This window comes from Streptantibioticus rubrisoli (assembly GCF_024436055.1).
Taxonomy (GTDB): domain Bacteria; phylum Actinomycetota; class Actinomycetes; order Streptomycetales; family Streptomycetaceae; genus Streptantibioticus_A; species Streptantibioticus_A rubrisoli.
Genome location: NZ_JANFNH010000028.1, coordinates 67,012 through 84,442, shown reverse-complemented (window position 1 = coordinate 84,442; position 17,431 = coordinate 67,012). Strand labels below are relative to the sequence as shown.

Sequence of the window (17,431 nt, the reverse complement as noted above, 5' to 3'; positions counted from 1 at the left end):
GGTGCAACCGCCGGGCTCCACCGCAGAGGGCTGGTCGGCGTCGCGGCGGGGGCCTTGTTGCGGTGAGGTGCAACCGCCGGGCTCCACCGCAGAGGGCTGGTCGCCGTCGCGGCGCGGGCCTTGTTGCCGTGAGGTGCAACCGCCGGGCTCCACCGCAGAGGGCTGGTCGCCGTCGCGGCGCGGGCCTTGTTGCCGTGAGGTGCAACCGCCGGGCTCCACCGCAGAGGGCTGGTCGCCGTCGCGGCGCGGGCCTTGTTGCGGTGAGGTGCAACCGCCGGGCTGCGCCACGGAGGCTGGTCGGCGTCGCGGCGGTTTTGGGGGCTTCGCCCCAAATCCGGGGGCGGGGGGCGTTCGGTGCTGTGGCGGAACAGGCTGGCGGAGGGAGTTGCGGCGCGCCCAGCGCGTCGTCTCCGTTGCGGCGGCGCGGTCCGGCGGTGTCGAGCCGCGCCGGGCCGCCACAACTCGCTTACCGGCAACCGCAGTTGGAGACCGTGGCTGCCAGGCGGTCCAATGCCGCGACGGCCGTCCCCGCGTTGCCCGTTCCGGACGCCATGAACGCGAAGACCAGTAGGCGGCCGTCGGCGTCCACCACCGTGCCGGCGAGGGTGTTGACCCCGGTGAGGGTGCCGGTCTTGGCGTGCACCAGGCCCGCCGCATCAGAGGTGGCACCGCTGAACCGGTCGCTGAGGGTACCGGTGAAACCGGCGATCGGCAGCCCGCTGAGCACCGGCCGCAGCTGCGGGTGGGCCGGGTCGGCGGCGGTGTGGAGCAGCCGGGCCAGCAGCCGCGCGGTGAGCCGGTCATCGCGGTCCAGACCGCTGCCGTCGTTGAAGCGGGTACCGGCGAGCGGCAGCCCGAGCCTGCCCAGTTCCTCGCTGACCGCCTGCGCCGCACCGGCGAAGCTCACTGGCTGCCCGAGGCTGATCGCGGTCTGCCGGGCCAGCGCCTCGGCGATGTCGTTGTCGCTGTTGGTGAGCATCCGCTCGACCAGCGCGGACAGCGGCATGGAGTCCACCTCGGCGAGCCTGGCCTCCTCACCGGCGGGCGCGTTGCCCGGCCGTACGTCGCCGTCCACGGTGATCCCGCGCTCGCGTAGCAGCCCCGCGAAGGCCTGTGCCGCGGCGTTGGCCGGGTCGGCGGCCCTGGGGGCGGCCTCGACGGAGTTGGGGTCGATCCTGCCCTCGTCCACCATGAGCGGGGTGACCGAGGCGAGGTTCTCGTCGTCGACGCCAGCGAGGCGCGGCGGACCCGTGTAGAGCGAGGTGTCGTAGCTCAGTCGGACCTTCGTCCAGCCGCGCTCCTTGAGCGTTCTGGCGGTGGCGTCGGCGAGGTCGCTGAGGCTCGCCGGAGTGGCGTCCGGGTCGGCGCCCTGCGGGGTCGGCCGGATGGTGAGCGTGGGGTCGCCGCCGCCGACCAGGACGATGCTGCCCGGTGCGGCGCCGGGGACGACGGTGGTGGCGATCCGGTAGTCGCCGCCGAGGCTCTGCGAGGCAGCCACCGCGGTGGCGATCTTGGTGGTGGAAGCGGGTGCGGACGGCGTGTCCGGGTCATGGCCGTACAACTGCTGCCCGGTGGCGGCGTCCAGCACGATTCCGGTGCGCACCGCGCCGAGCGCCGGGTCGTCGAAGAGCGGGGAGAGGGCATTGTCCAGGCCCTGCCCGGTGGGCAGCGGTACCGCCCGCGGCGTCGCGCCGGGCCCGAGCCCGGCCAGCACCGGGGGCGCGCTGGGCGCGGTGGCGGGGGTACGGCCGGTGTGGTGCGCGGCCTCCCGCGCGGCAGCCAGGTTCCGTTCCGCCACCCGCTGGCCGTCCGCCCAGGGACCGGCCGCGGCGATCGCGACCAGCGCGAGGGCGAGCCCGACGCCACCAGCGCCAACCACCACCGGGGCGGACCCTCCCACCCGTCGCCCACCACCACCCTCAAACGACACCCTTCGGGCGGCCGCGACAACCCGTCGCCCACCACCACCCTCAAACGACACCCTTCGGGCGGCCGCGACAACCCGTCGCCCACCACCACCCTCAAACGACACCCTTCGGGCGGCCGCGACAATCCGTCGCCCACCGTCAAAGACCACCCGCCGAGCGGCCTCGACAACCCGCCGCAGCCCCTCGCCCCGCCGCGGCCCGGCCGCCGCCCGCGCCGCCGCCCGGACCAGGCCCGTGCGGAGGGACGCGCTGGCCGCCCAACGCCGGGACGCACGGGACGCACTGGCCGCCCCCCGGCGGATGCGGTCAGAATTGGTACGGATCCAGTCGCGACCGATCATGAACGGACCCCTTCGCGGACCACGTCCGGAACGTGGCCGGACCCCCGTCGTCGCACCCTGGACCAGCCCCTTTCGCGACCACACACCTGCGTGGGGGACACTTAATCATCCGAAGTATGTGCTGATCATGGCTGATGTTGGAGGAGCCTTGGAGTTCGACGTCACGATCGAGATCCCGAAGGGTTCGCGGAACAAGTACGAGGTGGACCACGAGACCGGTCGTATCCGCCTGGACCGACGGCTCTTCACGTCGACCATGTACCCCGCCGACTACGGCTTCGTCGAGGACACCCTGGGCGAGGACGGCGACCCGCTGGACGCCCTGGTCCTGCTGGACGAGCCGACCTTTCCGGGCTGCCTGATCAAGTGCCGTGCGATCGGCATGTTCCGGATGACCGACGAGGCGGGCGGCGACGACAAGCTGCTCTGCGTGCCGGCCTCCGACCCGCGGGTGGAGCACCTGCGTGACATCCATCACGTGAGCGAGTTCGACCGCCTGGAGATCCAGCACTTCTTCGAGGTCTACAAGGACCTGGAGCCCGGCAAGTCCGTCGAGGGCGCCAGCTGGGTCGGCCGCGCCGAGGCGGAGGCCGAGATCGAGAAGTCCTACAAGCGGTTCAAGGACCACGGCGGCCACTGAGCCTGGGTACCGCCTGTTGCCGAAGGCCTCCGCCGCGTCAAGTGGCGGGGGCCTTCGGTCGGTTGGGCCGGGGTCAGAAGCCGCGGGTGCGCTTCGCGGCGCGGCGGGCCGGGCCGCCGCCCGGGAACCTGATGACCATACGGGCGACCTCGCCACCGAGGTTGACGCCGATCGCGACCGCCAGCGCCAGCGCCGCCGCCTTGGCGAGTGACGCCACCCCCAGGTCCTGCTTGCCCTGGGTGAAGGCGAGCAGCCCGAAGTACGTGGCGCTACCCGGCAGCAGCGGCCCGATGGCGGCGGTGACGTACGGCAGCGCGGAGGCGAACCGGTACCGCGAGAGCAACTGCCCGAACAGGCCGACCAGCCCGGCGGCGATCGCCGTCGCGGCGATCGGCGACAGGCTCGCCTGGTAGTGCAGCGCACCGTAGACCACCCAGGCCACACCGCCGTTGAGCGTGACGATCGGCAGCACCGAGCGCTCGCACTGGAGCAGCACCGCGAACGCCAGCGTCAGCGTCATCGCCGCCACCAGCTGCACCGGCGCGTTCTGGTAGGTGTGGAGCGCCTCGTCCGGGTTGAGCTGGGCGTGCAGGCTCACCCCGACGTACAGCACCATCGTCACGCCGAAGACGATGCCGACGATCAGGTACATGACCTCCAGCAGTCGGGCCGAGGCGGTGATGTAGAAGCCGGTCAGTCCGTCCTGTACCCCGGCCACCAACGCCCGTCCGGGGATCAGCGCGTACAGCCCACCGGTGATCACCGCGGACGACTGCACATGGCCGCCGCCCGGCAGATAGGAGCCGTAGAGGTTCATCAGCACGCCCATCGCGGCGGCGGGCATCGCGGCGGCGACGAACTGGTAGAACTCCGGCAGCCCGCGCCCCGCGCACAGCCAGGCGAGCCGGTCGCCGAGCATCGCGCCGAGGGCCGCGGCCACGAAGACCGTCGGGCCGCCGCCGACCAGCATGCTCGCCGCGCCCGCGAGCACCCCGGCGCCGAGCGTCAGCAGCCAACCGGGGTACGGGTGCCGGTTGCGGCGTATCTCGGCCAGCCTGCCGTAGGCGTCCTCCAGGGTCGCCTCGTGCGCGGTGATGTCGTCGATCAGCCGGAAGACGGCGGAAAGCCGGGTGTAGTCGGTGCCGCGGCGGCGCACGGTACGGCTGGCCGTGACCGGGTCGTCGACGAGTGACGGCTGGTGGGTGATGGCCAGCAGGGTGAAGGTCACCGTGGGCTCGACCCGGTCGAGCCCGTAGGCGTGGGCGACGCCGAACATCGCCGCCTCGACGTCCTCCGCGCCCTCGCCACCGGCCAGCAGCAGCTCGCCGATGCGCAGCGTCAGGTCGAGGACGCGGGGCACCGCCGGGCCGCCGGACTCGGTCCTGGCGATCCGCTCCGGCGCCGGGCGCTCGGCGACCGGCATCCGCAGCATGGTGCGCATCCGGTCCTGCCAGGGGGCGTCACTGGGCAGCCGGACCACGGGGATGCCCTCGGGCGGCGTGAAGGCGGGCAGGCGGTGGCTTCCGGTGGTGCTGTTCGCCCCGCGAGACGCCACGGGAGACGCCGGGAGGGTGGGCGGGAGGAACGCAGAGCCCTCGGGTTCCGGTGCCGGGGGAAGGGGCACCCCCAGCGGCGGGCTGAACGCGGAGTGCGCCTCGTCGGAGTCGGGCTTGGCGTCCTGCGGGCTGGTGCCCAGCGCGCCGCCGTCAGTCCGCTTGCTCTCCGTCACCTGCTGCGATCCCTTTCCCGCTCCTCTTCGCCGGTTTCCCAGACAAGGCTACGGGCAAGCCGCAGGACTCAGCGTTTGGCCGCCCGGTGCCGGCCACGCTGCTGCGGGACCGGCGCGGGCGCGGCGCCGCGGCGGCCACCGGCGCCCGTGGTGACGGTCTTCGCGGTCTTGCGCCGCGACCGCAGGAACTCGAAGGCGATCGGGACCACCGAGACGAACACGATCACGACGAAGATCGCGTCGACGTTGTCACGGATGAACGCGAACTGTCCGAGGAAGTAACCGAGCACGGTCACACCCGCGGCCCACATCGTGCCGCCGATGAGGTTGAAGACGAAGAACGAGCGGTAGTTCATCCGGCTCACCCCGGCGATGATCGGGGTGAAGGTCCGTACGATCGGCACGAAACGGGCCAGGATGATCGACTTCGGGCCGTGGCGTTCGAAGAAGTCGTGCGCCTTCTCCACGTTCTCCTGTTTGAACAGCTTCGAGTCGGGCCGCCGGAACAGCGAGGGGCCGACCTTGCGGCCGAACAGATAGCCCGTCTGGTCACCGAGGACCGCGGCGACCGCCACCAGCAGGCACACCAGCCACAGCGGATAGTGCAGGTACTGCCCGTTGGCTATCAGCAGTCCGGTGGTGAACAGCAGCGAGTCACCGGGCAGGAAGAAGCCGATCAGCAGACCCGACTCGGCGAACACCACCAGCGCGATCCCGACCAGCGCGAAGCCGCCGAGGCTCTGGATCAACTGCTGTGGGTCGGTGAGCCAGGCAGGGCCCAGGGCAAGGGTCGTCACGGGTGGCGTACTCCTGGTCGTGGGCTCCGGACCGGCTCCTGCGCCACCTCCGGACTGGTCAAGTCCCCACCAGTATGAACGTAGCCCCGGCACACCGGGTTCCCGCCAGGTGGTGTGCCGCCGGGGCCGCGCCCGCCCTCAGGAACCCGCCCTCAAGAACCCGCCCTCAAGAACCCGCCCTCAGGAATCCTCCGTCAGGACCCCTCCGGGAGGGCGCGGGCGGCGTTGGCGAGCATCGCCGCCCGCATGAAGGCGGCCATACCGGGCTTGATCGCGTCGATGTTGGTGGTGAAGCGCTCGTCGTTCACGAACATCTCGGCGATGCAGCTGTGGATGTGATGGGTGCAGTCGTAGAAGTTGCGGCAGATGTGCTGCCGGTGCTCCTCGGCGAGGTCCATCGCGGCCTCGGACATCGGCTCTGCGCCGCTGTCCATCAGCGCGGCGATGCGGGTGTTGATGTCGTCCGCCTCGGCCTGGACGCGCAGCCAGTCCTCCTTGGTGTACGAGGCGGTCCTGAGCTGTGACTCCCGGTAGGCCTCGGTGCGGCCCCAGCGCTGCTCGACCTCCTCCGCGTACTGCTCGGGGTCGTGGTCGCCGAAGACCTCGAACTTCTCCTCGGGCGTGAGGTTGATGCCCAACTTCCTTGCCTCCATGGCTCGTTCGACGGCGGCCGCCATCTTCCGCAACCGCTCGATGCGTTCGGTCAGTACGGAGTGCTGGCGGCGCAGGTGCTCCATCGGGTCCGCTTCGGGATCACTGATGAGGACCGCGATCTCGTCGAGCGGGAAGCCGAGTTCGCGGTAGTACAGGATCTGTTGCAGCCGGTCCAGGTCGGCGTCCTCGTACCGCCGGTGGCCCGCGTGGCTGCGGCCGCTCGGGCTGAGCAGCCCGATCTCGTCGTAGTGGTGCAGCGTCCGTACGGTGACCCCGGCGAACGCCGCCACCTGTCCCACCGAGTGACCCATCGCCCCCGTCCTTTCGTTCGCGTTCAGACTGCATCCTCACGTCGCGTGAGGTGCAAGCGCACGGCCCGGACGGGGCCAGCGTGGCCGGATGTATACGTTGCCTCAGGCGACGGATGGCACGTACAACTAGATTGGCGTACCGTAGCCGGTGTGGTCCGGTGGCCGGACGTGCCGCGGGATCGCGACCAACGGGGGCAGAGCCGAGCCCCGGATCCGGGGCTGCCGACCGGAGGAGGGGAGACCGCCTATGTGCGGGATCACCGGATGGATCTCCTACGACAGTGACCTCACGCGCGAGCGGGCCACGCTCGACGCGATGACGCGGACCATGGCCTGCCGCGGCCCGGACGCCACGGGCGGCTGGCTGGACCGGCACGCGGCGCTCGGGCACCGCCGCCTCGCCGTCATCGACATCGAGGGCGGCAGGCAGCCGATGACCGTCGAGGCCGACGGACGCACCGTGCTCGTCACCACGTACAGCGGCGAGATATACAACTACCGGGAACTGCGGGCCGAGTTGGCCTCCCTCGGCCACACCTTCCGCACCAGCAGCGACACCGAGGTCGCCCTGCACGCCTACCTGGAGTGGGGCGAGGACTTCACCGAGCACCTCAACGGCATGTACGCCTTCGCGCTGTGGGATCCGCGGGGGGAGGAACTGCTGCTGGTCCGCGACCGGATGGGCATCAAGCCGCTCTACTACTACCCCACCTCGGACGGTGTGCTGTTCGGCTCCGAGCCGAAGGCGATCCTGGCCCATCCGTCGGTACGGCCGGTGGTGGACGCCGAGGGGCTCGCCGAACTGATCTCCTTCTGCAAGACGCCGGAGCAGGCGGTCTACAAGGGCATGAGGGAACTGCGGCCCGGCCATGTGCTGCGGGTGCGGCGCGGCGGGCTGACCGTCAAGCGGTACTGGGCACTTGAGGCCCGCGACCACACCGACGACCTGGACACCACCGTCCGCACGGTGCGCGAGCTGCTCGACGACATCGTCGCGCGCCAGCTGATCGCCGACGTACCGCTGTGCACGCTGCTCTCCGGCGGCCTGGACTCCTCAGCGATCACCGCGCTCGCGGCGCACGGACTGGCCGCGGCGGGGCAGGGCCCGGTGCGGTCGTTCTCCGTCGACTTCGTCGGACAGACCGAGAATTTCAGGCCGGACGACCTGCGCGGCACGCCCGACGGCCCGTACGCGCACGCGCTCGCCGAACACGTGCGGTCCGACCACCGGGACATCGTGCTGGACACCGCCGCGCTGATGGACCGCGGCAACCGGGACGCCGTACTGACCGCGCGCGACCTGCCGTACGGCCTCGGTGAGGGCGACACCTCGCTCTACCTGCTGTTCAAGGCGATCCGCGAGCAGTCGACGGTGGCGCTGTCCGGCGAGTCCGCGGACGAGGTGTTCGGCGGCTACCTGTGGTTCCACGACCAGGAGGCGGTCGAGGCCGACACGTTCCCCTGGCTGACCCGGCTGGGCATCAGCAGCTTCGCCGGGGCCAGGGCGGGCGCCCGCGAGTCACTGCTGGACGACGGGCTGCTGGCCAAGATCGACGTGGCCGGTTACCGGCACGCCCGGTACCGCGAGGCACTGGCCGAAGTCCCGTACCGCGAAGGGGACTCGGGTCTGGAGCGGCGGATGCGGGAGATCTGCTACCTGCACCTGACCCGCTTCGTGCAGTTCCTGCTGGACCGCAAGGACCGGGCGAGCATGGCGGTCGGCCTTGAGGTCCGGGTGCCGTTCTGCGACCACCGGTTGGTGCAGTACGTCTTCAACACCCCTTGGTCGATGAAGACGTTCGACGGCCGGGAGAAGTCGCTGCTGCGCGCGGCGGTCGCCGATGTGCTGCCGGAATCGGTGGCGCGGCGGGTCAAGAGCCCGTACCCCAGCACCCAGGACCCGCACTACACCGCGGCGCTGCGCGCCGAGCTGGGCGAGTTGCTGGCCGACAAGGACGCTCCGGTACGCCCGTTGCTGAACCTCGCGAGCACCCGCGAGGCGGTCAACACCGAGGGCGAGGGCTTCCGTTCCAGCACGGAACTCGTGCTGGGCATCGACGCGTGGCTACGCAGGTACGGGACGGCACTGGAGCTTTGACGGCACCGGAGCTTTGAGCTCCCCGCGGCGCGTCTCGCCGCCGTGGCGGCGAGACGCGTCGTGACGGCGGAGCCCGGCGGTGCCGGGCCCACCGGGATCCACGAGAACTACACGTCCACCAAGAAGGGCTTCAGGCGGCCCTCCCGCGCACGCTCCACCACGGGAGTGGCCAGACGGCCGACAAGCGGAACAAGGGCGGCGGCGACCACGGCGCCCACCACGGCGCCGACCAGCACGTCATGCGGGTAGTGCGCGCCGACGTACACCCGCGAGGCCCCCATCGCCACCGCGGCCAGCAGCGCCACCCAGCCGATCCTGCGGTGCACCAGCAGCAGCGCGACGGCCGCGCTGAAGGCGACCACGGTGTGGTTGCTGGGGAACGCCCAGTCACCCGGTCCGGCGCACGCCTCCAGGTTGAAGCTGTGCGGCAGCTGCTGGCACGGCCGTACCTCCTTGACCACGGACTTCAGCAGGTCGTTGACGACGTAGGCGACCACCACCACGACCGGGGTGGCCAGGACCCGGGTCATCGTCCAGGTCGGCTGCCGCCGCGCCGACCACCAGGCCAGCAGCATGAGGACGGCGAAGATCACAATGCCGTACGCCGACCAGTACTTGATGGTGTCGTCCAGCCAGCCCGGCGCGGTGCGCGCCCAGTCCGTTATGTCGGTGTAGAGACCACCGTCGATCCGCGCGCCGTCGAAGGCCAGGGTGGTGAGGGTGCTGTGGGCCACATCGGCGGCGGGCGGTGCGAGCACGGGCGGCTTTCCTCCGATAATCAACGACGAGCGGCGTGCCTGCAGCGGCCCACCAAATGTCTACAGACTCGTAGACTGTTGGCCAACTGTAGTCGACGGGGAAGGGGACGGATTCCGTGACGGACATCGCGCGGCGCCCGGCGGGCGAGCTTGAGGCGGCCGTCCTCGCCGCCCTGTGGGCCGCCCACGCCCCGCTGACTCCGCCCCAGGTCCAGCAGTCGCTCGGCGGCACGCTGGCCCGTACCACGGTGGCCACCATCCTGGCCCGGCTGCACGACAAGGGCACAGTGGTGCGCAGCCGGTCCGGGCGCGCCTACGCCTACACCCCGGCGGTGGAGGACGAGGCGGCGCTGGCCGCCCGGCGCATGCACAGCGAGCTGGAGAAGGGCGACGACCGCAACGGCGTGCTGGCCCGCTTCGTCTCCCGGCTCTCCCCCGACGACGAGCGGGTACTGCGGCTGCTGCTCGCCCAGACCGATGCTTCCCGCACCCCGGCGTCCACGGCGTCCACGGCGTCCACCCGAAACACCGCGTCCACCCGAAAGGGGTCGCCGGAGCCGAGGAGGCCGCGTTGACCTGGGCCGTCTGGGCGCCGCTGCTCGCGCCGCTGCTCGCCGTACCGGCCGCCCGACGGCTGGCCGAGATCCTCGCACCGCGCACCGCGGCGCTGCTGCTCGCCGCGACGGCCGCGCTGCTGGCGCTGCTGAGCACCGGGTCGCTGGCGCTGCTCACCGCCGCCGGGCTGCTACGGCTGCCGGTCATCGCCGAGATCGGGCACCTGTCGGCGACGCTGATGCGCCGCGGCAACCCGATCTACCTGCCCATCGGGGCGCTCGCCGCGCTGCTGCTGGCCGCGGCCGTCTGCGCGGCCTGCCGGGCCGCTGGGCGGCACCGGGCGGATCTGCTGCGCGCGGCCAGCACGGCGGACCGGCACGGGGGCGCGGGCGATCTGACCGTGCTGCCGGACTCCGGTGCCGACGCCTACGCGCTGCCAGGGCGGCCCGGGCGGGTGGTGGTCACCGCGGGGATGCTGCGCAGGCTCGACGCGCGGGAGCGGGAGGTGCTGCTGGCGCACGAGCGGGCGCATCTGCGGGGGCGGCACCATCTGCTGATCATCTGCGCCGACCTCGCGGCGTGCCTGCATCCCGCGCTGCGCGGGTTGCGGGCGCCGTTGTCGTTCCACCTGGAGCGGTGGGCGGACGAGTCGGCGGCGGCGCAGGTCGGTGACCGGCGGCTGGCCGCCCGCGCGGTGGGCCGGGCGGCGCTGGCGGCGTCGGCGGCTCCGGCGACGCTTCGCCCGGCGGCGGCGCTGGCGGCTTCGGCGGGGCCGGTGCCCAGGCGCGTGGCCGCGCTGCTGGAGACCCCGCCGCGTGCGCGCCTGACGGTGCTACGGCCCGCGGCGGCGATCGCGGCGGTCCTCGCGGCCTGCGTCCTCGCCTCCGGGGTGAGTGCGTTGGAGGCGGCGGACGATCTGCACGCCAACATCGAACTGGCCCAGGGCGAGCCCCACCACCACGTCCACCCCTTCACGGGGTAGCGCCTCCCGCCGGGGTCGCGGCCGCGTTGGGTCGCGGTTCGCAGGACACCGCGGGTCTCCGCCGTGGGGGTTCCTCGCCGTCGCGGCGGAGATCTTTTCGCCCGCGTTCGTGCACAGGCGGCTTGGGGCCCTGTCCTCGAACAGAAGACCGCCGCAGCGGCGAGTAACCACCACGACGACGCGGTTCGGCGGTGCAAACCACCGCGACCCCGCCCCGGGGCGTCAACCCGCCGTGCCCGATGCACCCCCAGCGGCCGCGGGAAGGGCGGAGGCGACGGTGAGCGTCTACACTCTCGTAGACCTTCACCTCCGCAGAGGGACGCCACATGCTTCTGACCCACGGCTCGCAGCTCGCCGTCAACGTCCTGGACCCCAACTCCCTGCTGTCGTCCTTCGGCGCCATCGGCATCCTCGTGGTGCTGTTCGCCGAGACCGGCCTGCTGGTGGGCTTCTTCCTGCCCGGCGACTCGCTGCTGTTCACCGCGGGCCTGTTCACCACGACCAGCGCGAAGTCCGCGGTCCACCTCTCACTGACCTGGGTGCTGCTCGCCGCGGCCGTCGGCGCCCTGCTCGGTGCGCAGACCGGCTATCTGATCGGACGCCGTGGCGGTCCCGCGCTGCTGGCCAAGGTCAAGAACCCCAAGTTGCACGAGGCCGTCGAGCGCTCCGGCGAGATGCTGGAGAAGTACGGCTACGGCAAGGCGATCGTGCTGGCCCGCTTCATCCCGCTGGTGCGCACCGTGCTCAACCCCATGGCGGGCGCGCTGGGCGTGCCCGCCAAGGTCTTCACGGTGTGGCAGGTCGTCGGCGGTCTGCTGTGGAGCCTCGGTGTCACCGTCGCCGGGAACGCACTGGGCTCGTCCATCCCCAACATCGACCACTACCTGCTGCCGATCATCGCGGTGGTGGTCCTGCTCTCGCTGGTTCCGGTGGCCCTGGAGATCCGGCGGGCCCGCCGCGCCCCCGCGAAGGCCGCCGCGATGAGCCGTGCGCCGGAGCACAAGGCGTAAGCCAGGAAAAGCCCGGCCCGTACCGGCCCGATCCGTCAGCCGGTCGGCGTGGTTCCGCGCAGGAACGCGTCGCCGTGCTGGCGGATGTGCGTTTCCACCGCCTCCAGCGCGCCGGTCACCGCCTCGTGCGAACCGGAACCGCGCTGCTCGGCGTAGTACGCGGCGCCGAGCCTGCGCAGCAGGTCACCGCCGGTGCGATGGGCCTGCACCTCCTCCACCTTCTCCTTGCCGACGTCCAGCCCGCGCTGGGCGACTTCCTTGGCCCGGTCCAGGAAACTGGTCATGCCGTGCCCTCCGTCCTTTGTGCCTACCAGGTCAACGCTCCCGCCCGAGGACCTAGTTCCCCGCCCGCCCCACGGCTGAGCGGGGCCATCCGGGGTTCCGCCGATGTTTTCCGGTGGGTGCTTCCGGTCAGGTACCCCGACAGGCGATACTCCGGAGGCAGGAAGCCCAATCGGACAGCCGTGCGTCACCGGGCGGTGGCCATGGCGGGAGCGAGGCCGCAGGATGTTCAGGAACGGACTCGAACCGTGGCACATCATCCTGGTCGTGCTGGTGTTCGTGTTGCTGTTCGGCTCCAGGAAGCTTCCGGACGCCGCGCGCGGCATCGGCAAGTCGCTGCGCATCCTGAAGTCGGAGACGCGCGCCCTACGGGACGACGACAAGCCCACCGGCGCACCGTCCGAAACCGGCGGCGGAACGGACACCGCCGCGCAGGAAAAGTCCCCAGACGCCTTGGAGCACAAGCCCGCCCCGGAATCCGCCTCGACGATGGAGGACCGGCGCAACACGGCCTGACCACACAACACAACGTGACTTGACCGGGTTTCGCCACGGAACATGGCGAAATCCGGTGTCGCTTTTTCATGCCGGGTTTTCACGGGCCGTCACCGCAACGTCCGTCATTGCACGACGCTTTCCCGTCAACGTACGGTCGGGCCGCCGGAACGGTCCACGTTGCAGGACTGCCGGAACGGTCCACGTTGCCGGGCCGCCGGAACATATACGTCCATCGGATTGCGGCCAGGATTCGCTCGGGCCATCCCGGCGAACACCTGTCGGCATATCACGGCGACGAGAACAGACGGCGGTTTTCGGCCGCCGCGCCTCGAATTCGCTTCGCGGGCGGGCCTGTTAGGGCCCGGCCGCGCGGCCGGGTGCGCGCTCAGACGCTGGTAGGCACGGCGCGACCACGGGCGCGGGCGTGACCGGACGGGGGGCTTCCGCCCCCCGTGGCGTGTTGTTCGGCGCCGGTCTCTCCCCTCGCGGAGACCGGAGCCGAACGAGATCGTTCACGCGTTCCGCATCCTGCCAGCTAAGCGCCCCACCACAGCGATTCCGGTTCCGGCCCGGCGACCTTGCCGCAGGTCACTGCGCTAGAGTCAGTTTTCCGGTCCGGACGGTACGGGCGGCGGGGGACGACAGAAGAGTCGACGGAGGAGACTTTGGACTCCGTTTCGGAGCCACGCGCGGCCTTCGCGGAACACCTCGCCCTGCTGTACAAGGAGGCCGGAAACCCTCCACTGAAGACCGTCGCCGAGGCGGTCCGCCGCCTTCAGCGGGTCGACGAACGAGGGCGTCCGGTCCAGGTGTCCGCCCAGCGGATCAGCGACTGGCGGCGGGCCCGCAACGTACCCGCGCAGTTCGCCGCGTTGGCGGCCGTGCTGCACGTCCTCATCCCGCAGGCTCGCCGACTGGCGCCGACGCCGGTGAGCGTGGGTCTGTACGACCTGTCCCAGTGGCAGAACCTGTGGGAACGGGCGGTTGGCGTCCGGACCGCCGCGACCGCCGATGACGAGACCCGCGATCCCGACCAACCGTCGCCCGAGGTGGGCGTCTGCCCGTACCGCGGCCTGGCCTCGTTCCGCCAGGAGGACGCGCGGTGGTTCTTCGGCCGGGAAAGGGCGACGGACGCCCTGGTGGAACAGCTGCGCACGGCCCGGAATTCCGGCGGCCTGGTGATGCTGGTAGGGGCCTCCGGAGCGGGAAAGTCCTCCCTGTTGAAAGCCGGTCTGATACCCGCACTGCTCAACGGAGCGCTTGACGACGGTGAATTCGCCGCGGGTCCCGCACTGCTCATGGTGCCGGGCGTTGACCCGCTCGCGGAGTTGACCAGGCGAATACCCGAACTCGCCGACGTGATACCGGATCCGGATACGTCGAAGGCCGCGGAATCGCTCAGCCCGCAATATCCGGAACGGGTGCGTGAGTCGATCACGGCATGGGCGCGGCGGGTGGCGGCGCCGAGCGCCCGTCCGATACTGATCGTGGACCAGTTCGAGGAATCCTTCACCCTCTGCCGCGACGAGCCGAGCAGGCGCGCGTTCATCCAACTGCTGCACGCCGCGGCCTCACCCGCCAAGCCCGGCGGTACCGCGCCGGTGCTGGTCGTGCTCGGCGTGCGAGCCGACTTCTACGGCCAGTGCCTGGGACACCCCGAACTCGCCGACGCGTTGCAGCACCGGCACATGGTGCTCGGCCCGCTCACCACCGCGGAGCTGCGCGAGGCGGTGACCGGCCCGGCCAAGGCCGTCGGCCTGGAACTGGAGCCGGGCCTGGCCGAGTTGATCATCAGAGAGGTCAGCGCCAGCGACGTGCGGGCGTCCCCCGACGGTCCGCGGCACGCGCATGACGCCGGGGTGCTGCCGCTGCTCTCGCACGCCCTGCTCGCCACCTGGCAGCGGCGGAAGGCGGGCAGGCTGACGCTCTCCGGCTACCGCGCCGCGGGCGGCATCCAGGGCGCGGTGGCGGCGACGGCCGAGCGGGCCTGGTCCGGGCTGGACCCGGCCGGGCGCACCGCCGCCAGAGTGCTGCTGCTCCGGCTGGTGCGGTTGAGCGAGGACACCCAGGCCACCCGACGGCGCGGCATCCGGCGGCAGTTGGCGGACGAGTCCAGCGATCCGGACAAGACCGTGGAGTCGCTGGAGGCCCTGGTGCGCGCCCGGTTGGTGACGTTGGACGCGGAATCGGTGGAGATCACCCATGAGGCGCTGCTGCACGCCTGGCCGCGGCTGCGCGACTGGCTGGACAAGGACCGCCAGGACAACCTGTTGCGGCAGAAGCTGGAGGAGGACAGCAGGGCCTGGGAGGGCTCCGGCCGGGACACCGCGCTGCTGTACCGGGGCAGCCGCCTGGAGGAGGCCCGCGCCTGGGCGCAGTCGACGGGGAGGACGTTCCTGACCCGTGGCGTGGCGGACTTCCTCGCCGCGTCGGCCCGTTTGCGGCGACGCACCGTCTGGCTGGCCCGGGCCGCGGTGTCGGCGCTGCTGGTCTTCGCCGTGCTGGCGGTGGTCTCCGCGGCGGTGGCCCGGCAGCAGCGGGACGACGCCGTCTTCGAGCAGGTGGTCGCCGAGGCGGACCGGGTCCAGTACACCGATCCCTCGCTGTCGGCCGAACTCAACCTGGTGGCACACCGGTTGCGGCCGGACGACCAGGGCGTCCAGGGTCGGCTGATCTCCACGGAGAACGCGCCACTGGCCACGCCGCTGCACGGCCACACCGGCGCGGTGTACCTGACCTCCTTCAGCCCGAACGGGCGGGTGCTGGCGACCGCCAGCTACGACCGCACGGTGCGGCTGTGGGACGTGGCGGACCCCACTCGCCCCGCGCCGCTGGGCAAGCCCCTTACCGGGCACACCAGTTGGGTGAGCTCGGCAGTCTTCAGCCCGGACGGCCGCACGCTGGCCAGCGCCTCGGACGACGGCACGATCCGGCTGTGGGACGTGCGCGATCCGCGGCAACCACGGCCGCTGGGGCCGCCGTTGACCGGGCACTGCGGCACGATCTACCTGGTCGCGTTCAGCCCTGACGGCCGCACGCTGGCCTCCGCCGACGAGGACCACACCGTCCGGTTGTGGGACGTGCGTGATCCGCGGCAACCACGGCCGCTCGGCGACCCGTTGACCGGGCACACCGCGGCGGTGCGCTCGGTGGCGTTCAGCCCGGACGGGCACACGCTGGCGGCCGGCAGCGACGACCGCACGATCTGGCTGTGGAACGTGGCCGACCCGGCCCACCCGCAGCCGCTGGGCGATCCGCTGGCCGGTCACACCAGCACGGTGCACTCGGTGGCGTTCAGCCCGGACGGCCGCACACTGGCCAGCGGCAGCGCGGACGACACCGTCCGGCTGTGGAACGTGGCCGATCCGGCGCACGCGGCACCGCTCGGCGCGGCGCTCACCGGGCACACCGGCGCCGTGTGGTCGGTGGCGTTCAGCCCGGACGGCACCATGCTGGCCGGGGGCAGCGGGGACAGCACCGCGATCCTGTGGAACGTCAGCGACCCGGCGTACCCGTCCCAGGTCGGCGAGCCGCTTGCGGGCAGCAGCGGTGAGATGTACGCCGTCGGCTTCAGCCCGGACGGGCGCACGCTCGCCACCGGGACGGGGGACAGCAAGGTCCGGCTGTGGTCGGTGCCGACATCGGACATGGTCGGCCAGGTGGGCGCGTTCCGCCCGGACGGCCGGGTACTGGCCACCGCCACGGCGCGGGGTGACGTACGGCTGTGGAACGTGACCGATCCGGCCAGACCGCTGCTGCTCGGCGGGCCGTTCACGCCGGGCCAGGGCGATGTGCGCTCGCTGACGTTCTCTCCCGACGGCCACACGCTGGCGATCCAGTTGGGCGGCCGTACCGAGGCGATCCGCACGATCCTGCTGTGGGACGTCACCGATCCGACCCGGCCCACCCCGTGTGGGCCGCCGCTCGTGCTGGAAACCCGCTACTCGGGTGCGAACACGGTGGCGTTCAGCCCGGACGGCCGCACCCTGGCGACCGGCCACGACGACCGCACCATCCAGTTGTGGAACGTCACCGATCCCTCGCACCCGGCGCCGCTCGGCGCTCCGCTCACCGGCCACACCGGGTACGTCGACAAGCTCGTCTTCAGCCCGGACGGGCGCACCCTCGCCAGCGGCAGCGCGGACAACACCATCCGGCTGTGGAACGTGGCCGACCCACGGCACGCGACCGCGCTCGGCGCGCCGCTGATCGGGCACCTGGGCCCGATCAACGCGCTCGCCTTCAGCCCGGACGGCCGCACCCTCGCCAGCGGCAGCGACGACGACACGGTCCGGCTGTGGAACATCACCGATCCGCTGCGGGTCACGGGGCTGGGCAGGCGCCTGACCGGTCACACCGAGGCGGTCGTGTCGCTGTCGTTCAGCCCGAACGGCCGCACGTTGGCCAGCGGTGGCGACGATGACACGGTCCGGTTCTGGAACGTCTCGCATCCGGCCGCGGCCACCGCGATCGGCCAGTCGATCAGCCCCAACGCCCGGGCGGGCGACTTCCTGTCGTTCAACCCGACGAGCCATCTGCTCGGCATATCGAGCGGCGCGGGAACCATCCGGCTGTGGAGCCTGGACGCGGAGCGAGCCGCGCGGCGCGTCTGCTCGCTCACCCGTGGCGTCCTGACGCCCGACGTGTGGCACCAGTACCTGCCACGCCTCCAATACGCGCCGCCCTGCGGAAGTTGATCCGACGGCACGTGACGTTCGTCACATCTGACTGTTCACCTGGAAGGTGATCTCCCATACAGGCCGAACCCTTGTTACCGTCACGTACGGCCCGATCGTTGGCGTATCCCCCGTCGCCAGCGCTCGGGCCCCTTGCTGTTCGGCCCCTTGT

13 protein-coding genes are annotated in these 17,431 nt (G+C 71.7%); 7 read left to right on the top strand and 6 right to left on the bottom strand.

Features of this window, described 5'->3' with window-relative positions; all coding sequences use genetic code 11:
* Positions 1-466 precede the first annotated feature (466 nt).
* Complete coding sequence (gene dacB / locus NON19_RS21655) at positions 467-1,882, bottom strand: D-alanyl-D-alanine carboxypeptidase/D-alanyl-D-alanine endopeptidase (protein WP_255930456.1); 1,416 nt, start codon at positions 1,880-1,882, stop codon at positions 467-469.
* A 535-nt stretch (positions 1,883-2,417) separates the two neighbouring features.
* Between dacB and NON19_RS21650 the strand changes: the two genes are divergently transcribed.
* Positions 2,418-2,909, top strand: coding sequence for an inorganic diphosphatase (locus NON19_RS21650; protein WP_255930458.1), 492 nt, complete (start codon positions 2,418-2,420; stop codon positions 2,907-2,909).
* A 73-nt stretch (positions 2,910-2,982) separates the two neighbouring features.
* Here the strand turns inward: NON19_RS21650 and NON19_RS21645 are convergent, their stop codons facing one another.
* From NON19_RS21645 to NON19_RS21635, 3 genes are all read right to left on the bottom strand, one after another.
* On the bottom strand, positions 2,983-4,638 hold the full coding sequence (locus NON19_RS21645; protein WP_255930454.1) for a threonine/serine exporter family protein: 1,656 nt from the start codon (positions 4,636-4,638) through the stop codon (positions 2,983-2,985).
* A 68-nt stretch (positions 4,639-4,706) separates the two neighbouring features.
* The gene (locus NON19_RS21640; protein ID WP_255930452.1) at positions 4,707-5,435 is read right to left on the bottom strand and encodes a DedA family protein; all 729 of its coding nucleotides are present in this window, start codon (positions 5,433-5,435) and stop codon (positions 4,707-4,709) included.
* A gap of 194 nt (positions 5,436-5,629) precedes the next feature.
* Complete coding sequence (locus tag NON19_RS21635; RefSeq protein WP_255930451.1) at positions 5,630-6,400, bottom strand: MerR family transcriptional regulator; 771 nt, start codon at positions 6,398-6,400, stop codon at positions 5,630-5,632.
* Between the two features lie 247 nt (positions 6,401-6,647).
* Here NON19_RS21635 and asnB point away from each other — a divergent pair, with 247 nt between their 5' ends.
* Positions 6,648-8,498: an asparagine synthase (glutamine-hydrolyzing) gene (gene asnB / locus NON19_RS21630; RefSeq protein ID WP_255930450.1), complete on the top strand. Its 1,851-nt coding sequence runs from the start codon at positions 6,648-6,650 to the stop codon at positions 8,496-8,498.
* Between the two features lie 107 nt (positions 8,499-8,605).
* Here the strand turns inward: asnB and NON19_RS21625 are convergent, their stop codons facing one another.
* Positions 8,606-9,256: a phosphatase PAP2 family protein gene (locus NON19_RS21625; RefSeq protein ID WP_255930449.1), complete on the bottom strand. Its 651-nt coding sequence runs from the start codon at positions 9,254-9,256 to the stop codon at positions 8,606-8,608.
* Between the two features lie 116 nt (positions 9,257-9,372).
* Here NON19_RS21625 and NON19_RS21620 point away from each other — a divergent pair, with 116 nt between their 5' ends.
* From NON19_RS21620 to NON19_RS21610, 3 genes are all read left to right on the top strand, one after another.
* Positions 9,373-9,831: a BlaI/MecI/CopY family transcriptional regulator gene (locus NON19_RS21620; RefSeq protein WP_255930448.1), complete on the top strand. Its 459-nt coding sequence runs from the start codon at positions 9,373-9,375 to the stop codon at positions 9,829-9,831.
* Positions 9,828-10,793 carry a M56 family metallopeptidase gene (locus NON19_RS21615; RefSeq protein ID WP_255930447.1) on the top strand — a complete coding sequence of 322 codons (966 nt, stop codon included), beginning with the start codon at positions 9,828-9,830 and terminating at the stop codon, positions 10,791-10,793. Before NON19_RS21620 ends, NON19_RS21615 begins: the two co-directional genes overlap by 4 nt.
* Positions 10,794-11,119: 326 nt before the next feature.
* The gene (locus NON19_RS21610; RefSeq protein WP_255930446.1) at positions 11,120-11,803 is read left to right on the top strand and encodes a DedA family protein; all 684 of its coding nucleotides are present in this window, start codon (positions 11,120-11,122) and stop codon (positions 11,801-11,803) included.
* Positions 11,804-11,838: 35 nt separating this feature from the next.
* On the opposite strand, the gene NON19_RS21605 is transcribed toward NON19_RS21610, so the two are convergent.
* Positions 11,839-12,087 carry a hypothetical protein gene (locus NON19_RS21605; RefSeq protein WP_255930445.1) on the bottom strand — a complete coding sequence of 83 codons (249 nt, stop codon included), beginning with the start codon at positions 12,085-12,087 and terminating at the stop codon, positions 11,839-11,841.
* Positions 12,088-12,310: 223 nt separating this feature from the next.
* On the opposite strand from NON19_RS21605, the gene tatA reads away from it, so the two are divergent.
* Positions 12,311-12,601 carry a Sec-independent protein translocase subunit TatA gene (gene tatA / locus NON19_RS21600; protein WP_255930444.1) on the top strand — a complete coding sequence of 97 codons (291 nt, stop codon included), beginning with the start codon at positions 12,311-12,313 and terminating at the stop codon, positions 12,599-12,601.
* Positions 12,602-13,248: 647 nt separating this feature from the next.
* Positions 13,249-17,280, top strand: a complete 4,032-nt coding sequence (locus NON19_RS21595) for an nSTAND1 domain-containing NTPase (RefSeq protein WP_255930443.1) — start codon at positions 13,249-13,251, stop codon at positions 17,278-17,280.
* The last annotated feature ends 151 nt before the right edge of the window (positions 17,281-17,431 follow it).

Coding starts and splice junctions, on each gene's coding strand:
- NON19_RS21635 (WP_255930451.1), bottom strand. CDS start 6,400: ATGGGTCACTCGGTGGGACAGGTGGCGGCGTTCGCCGGGGTCACCGTA.
- asnB (WP_255930450.1), top strand. CDS start 6,648: ATGTGCGGGATCACCGGATGGATCTCCTACGACAGTGACCTCACGCGC.
- NON19_RS21610 (WP_255930446.1), top strand. CDS start 11,120: ATGCTTCTGACCCACGGCTCGCAGCTCGCCGTCAACGTCCTGGACCCC.
- NON19_RS21605 (WP_255930445.1), bottom strand. CDS start 12,087: ATGACCAGTTTCCTGGACCGGGCCAAGGAAGTCGCCCAGCGCGGGCTG.
- tatA (WP_255930444.1), top strand. CDS start 12,311: ATGTTCAGGAACGGACTCGAACCGTGGCACATCATCCTGGTCGTGCTG.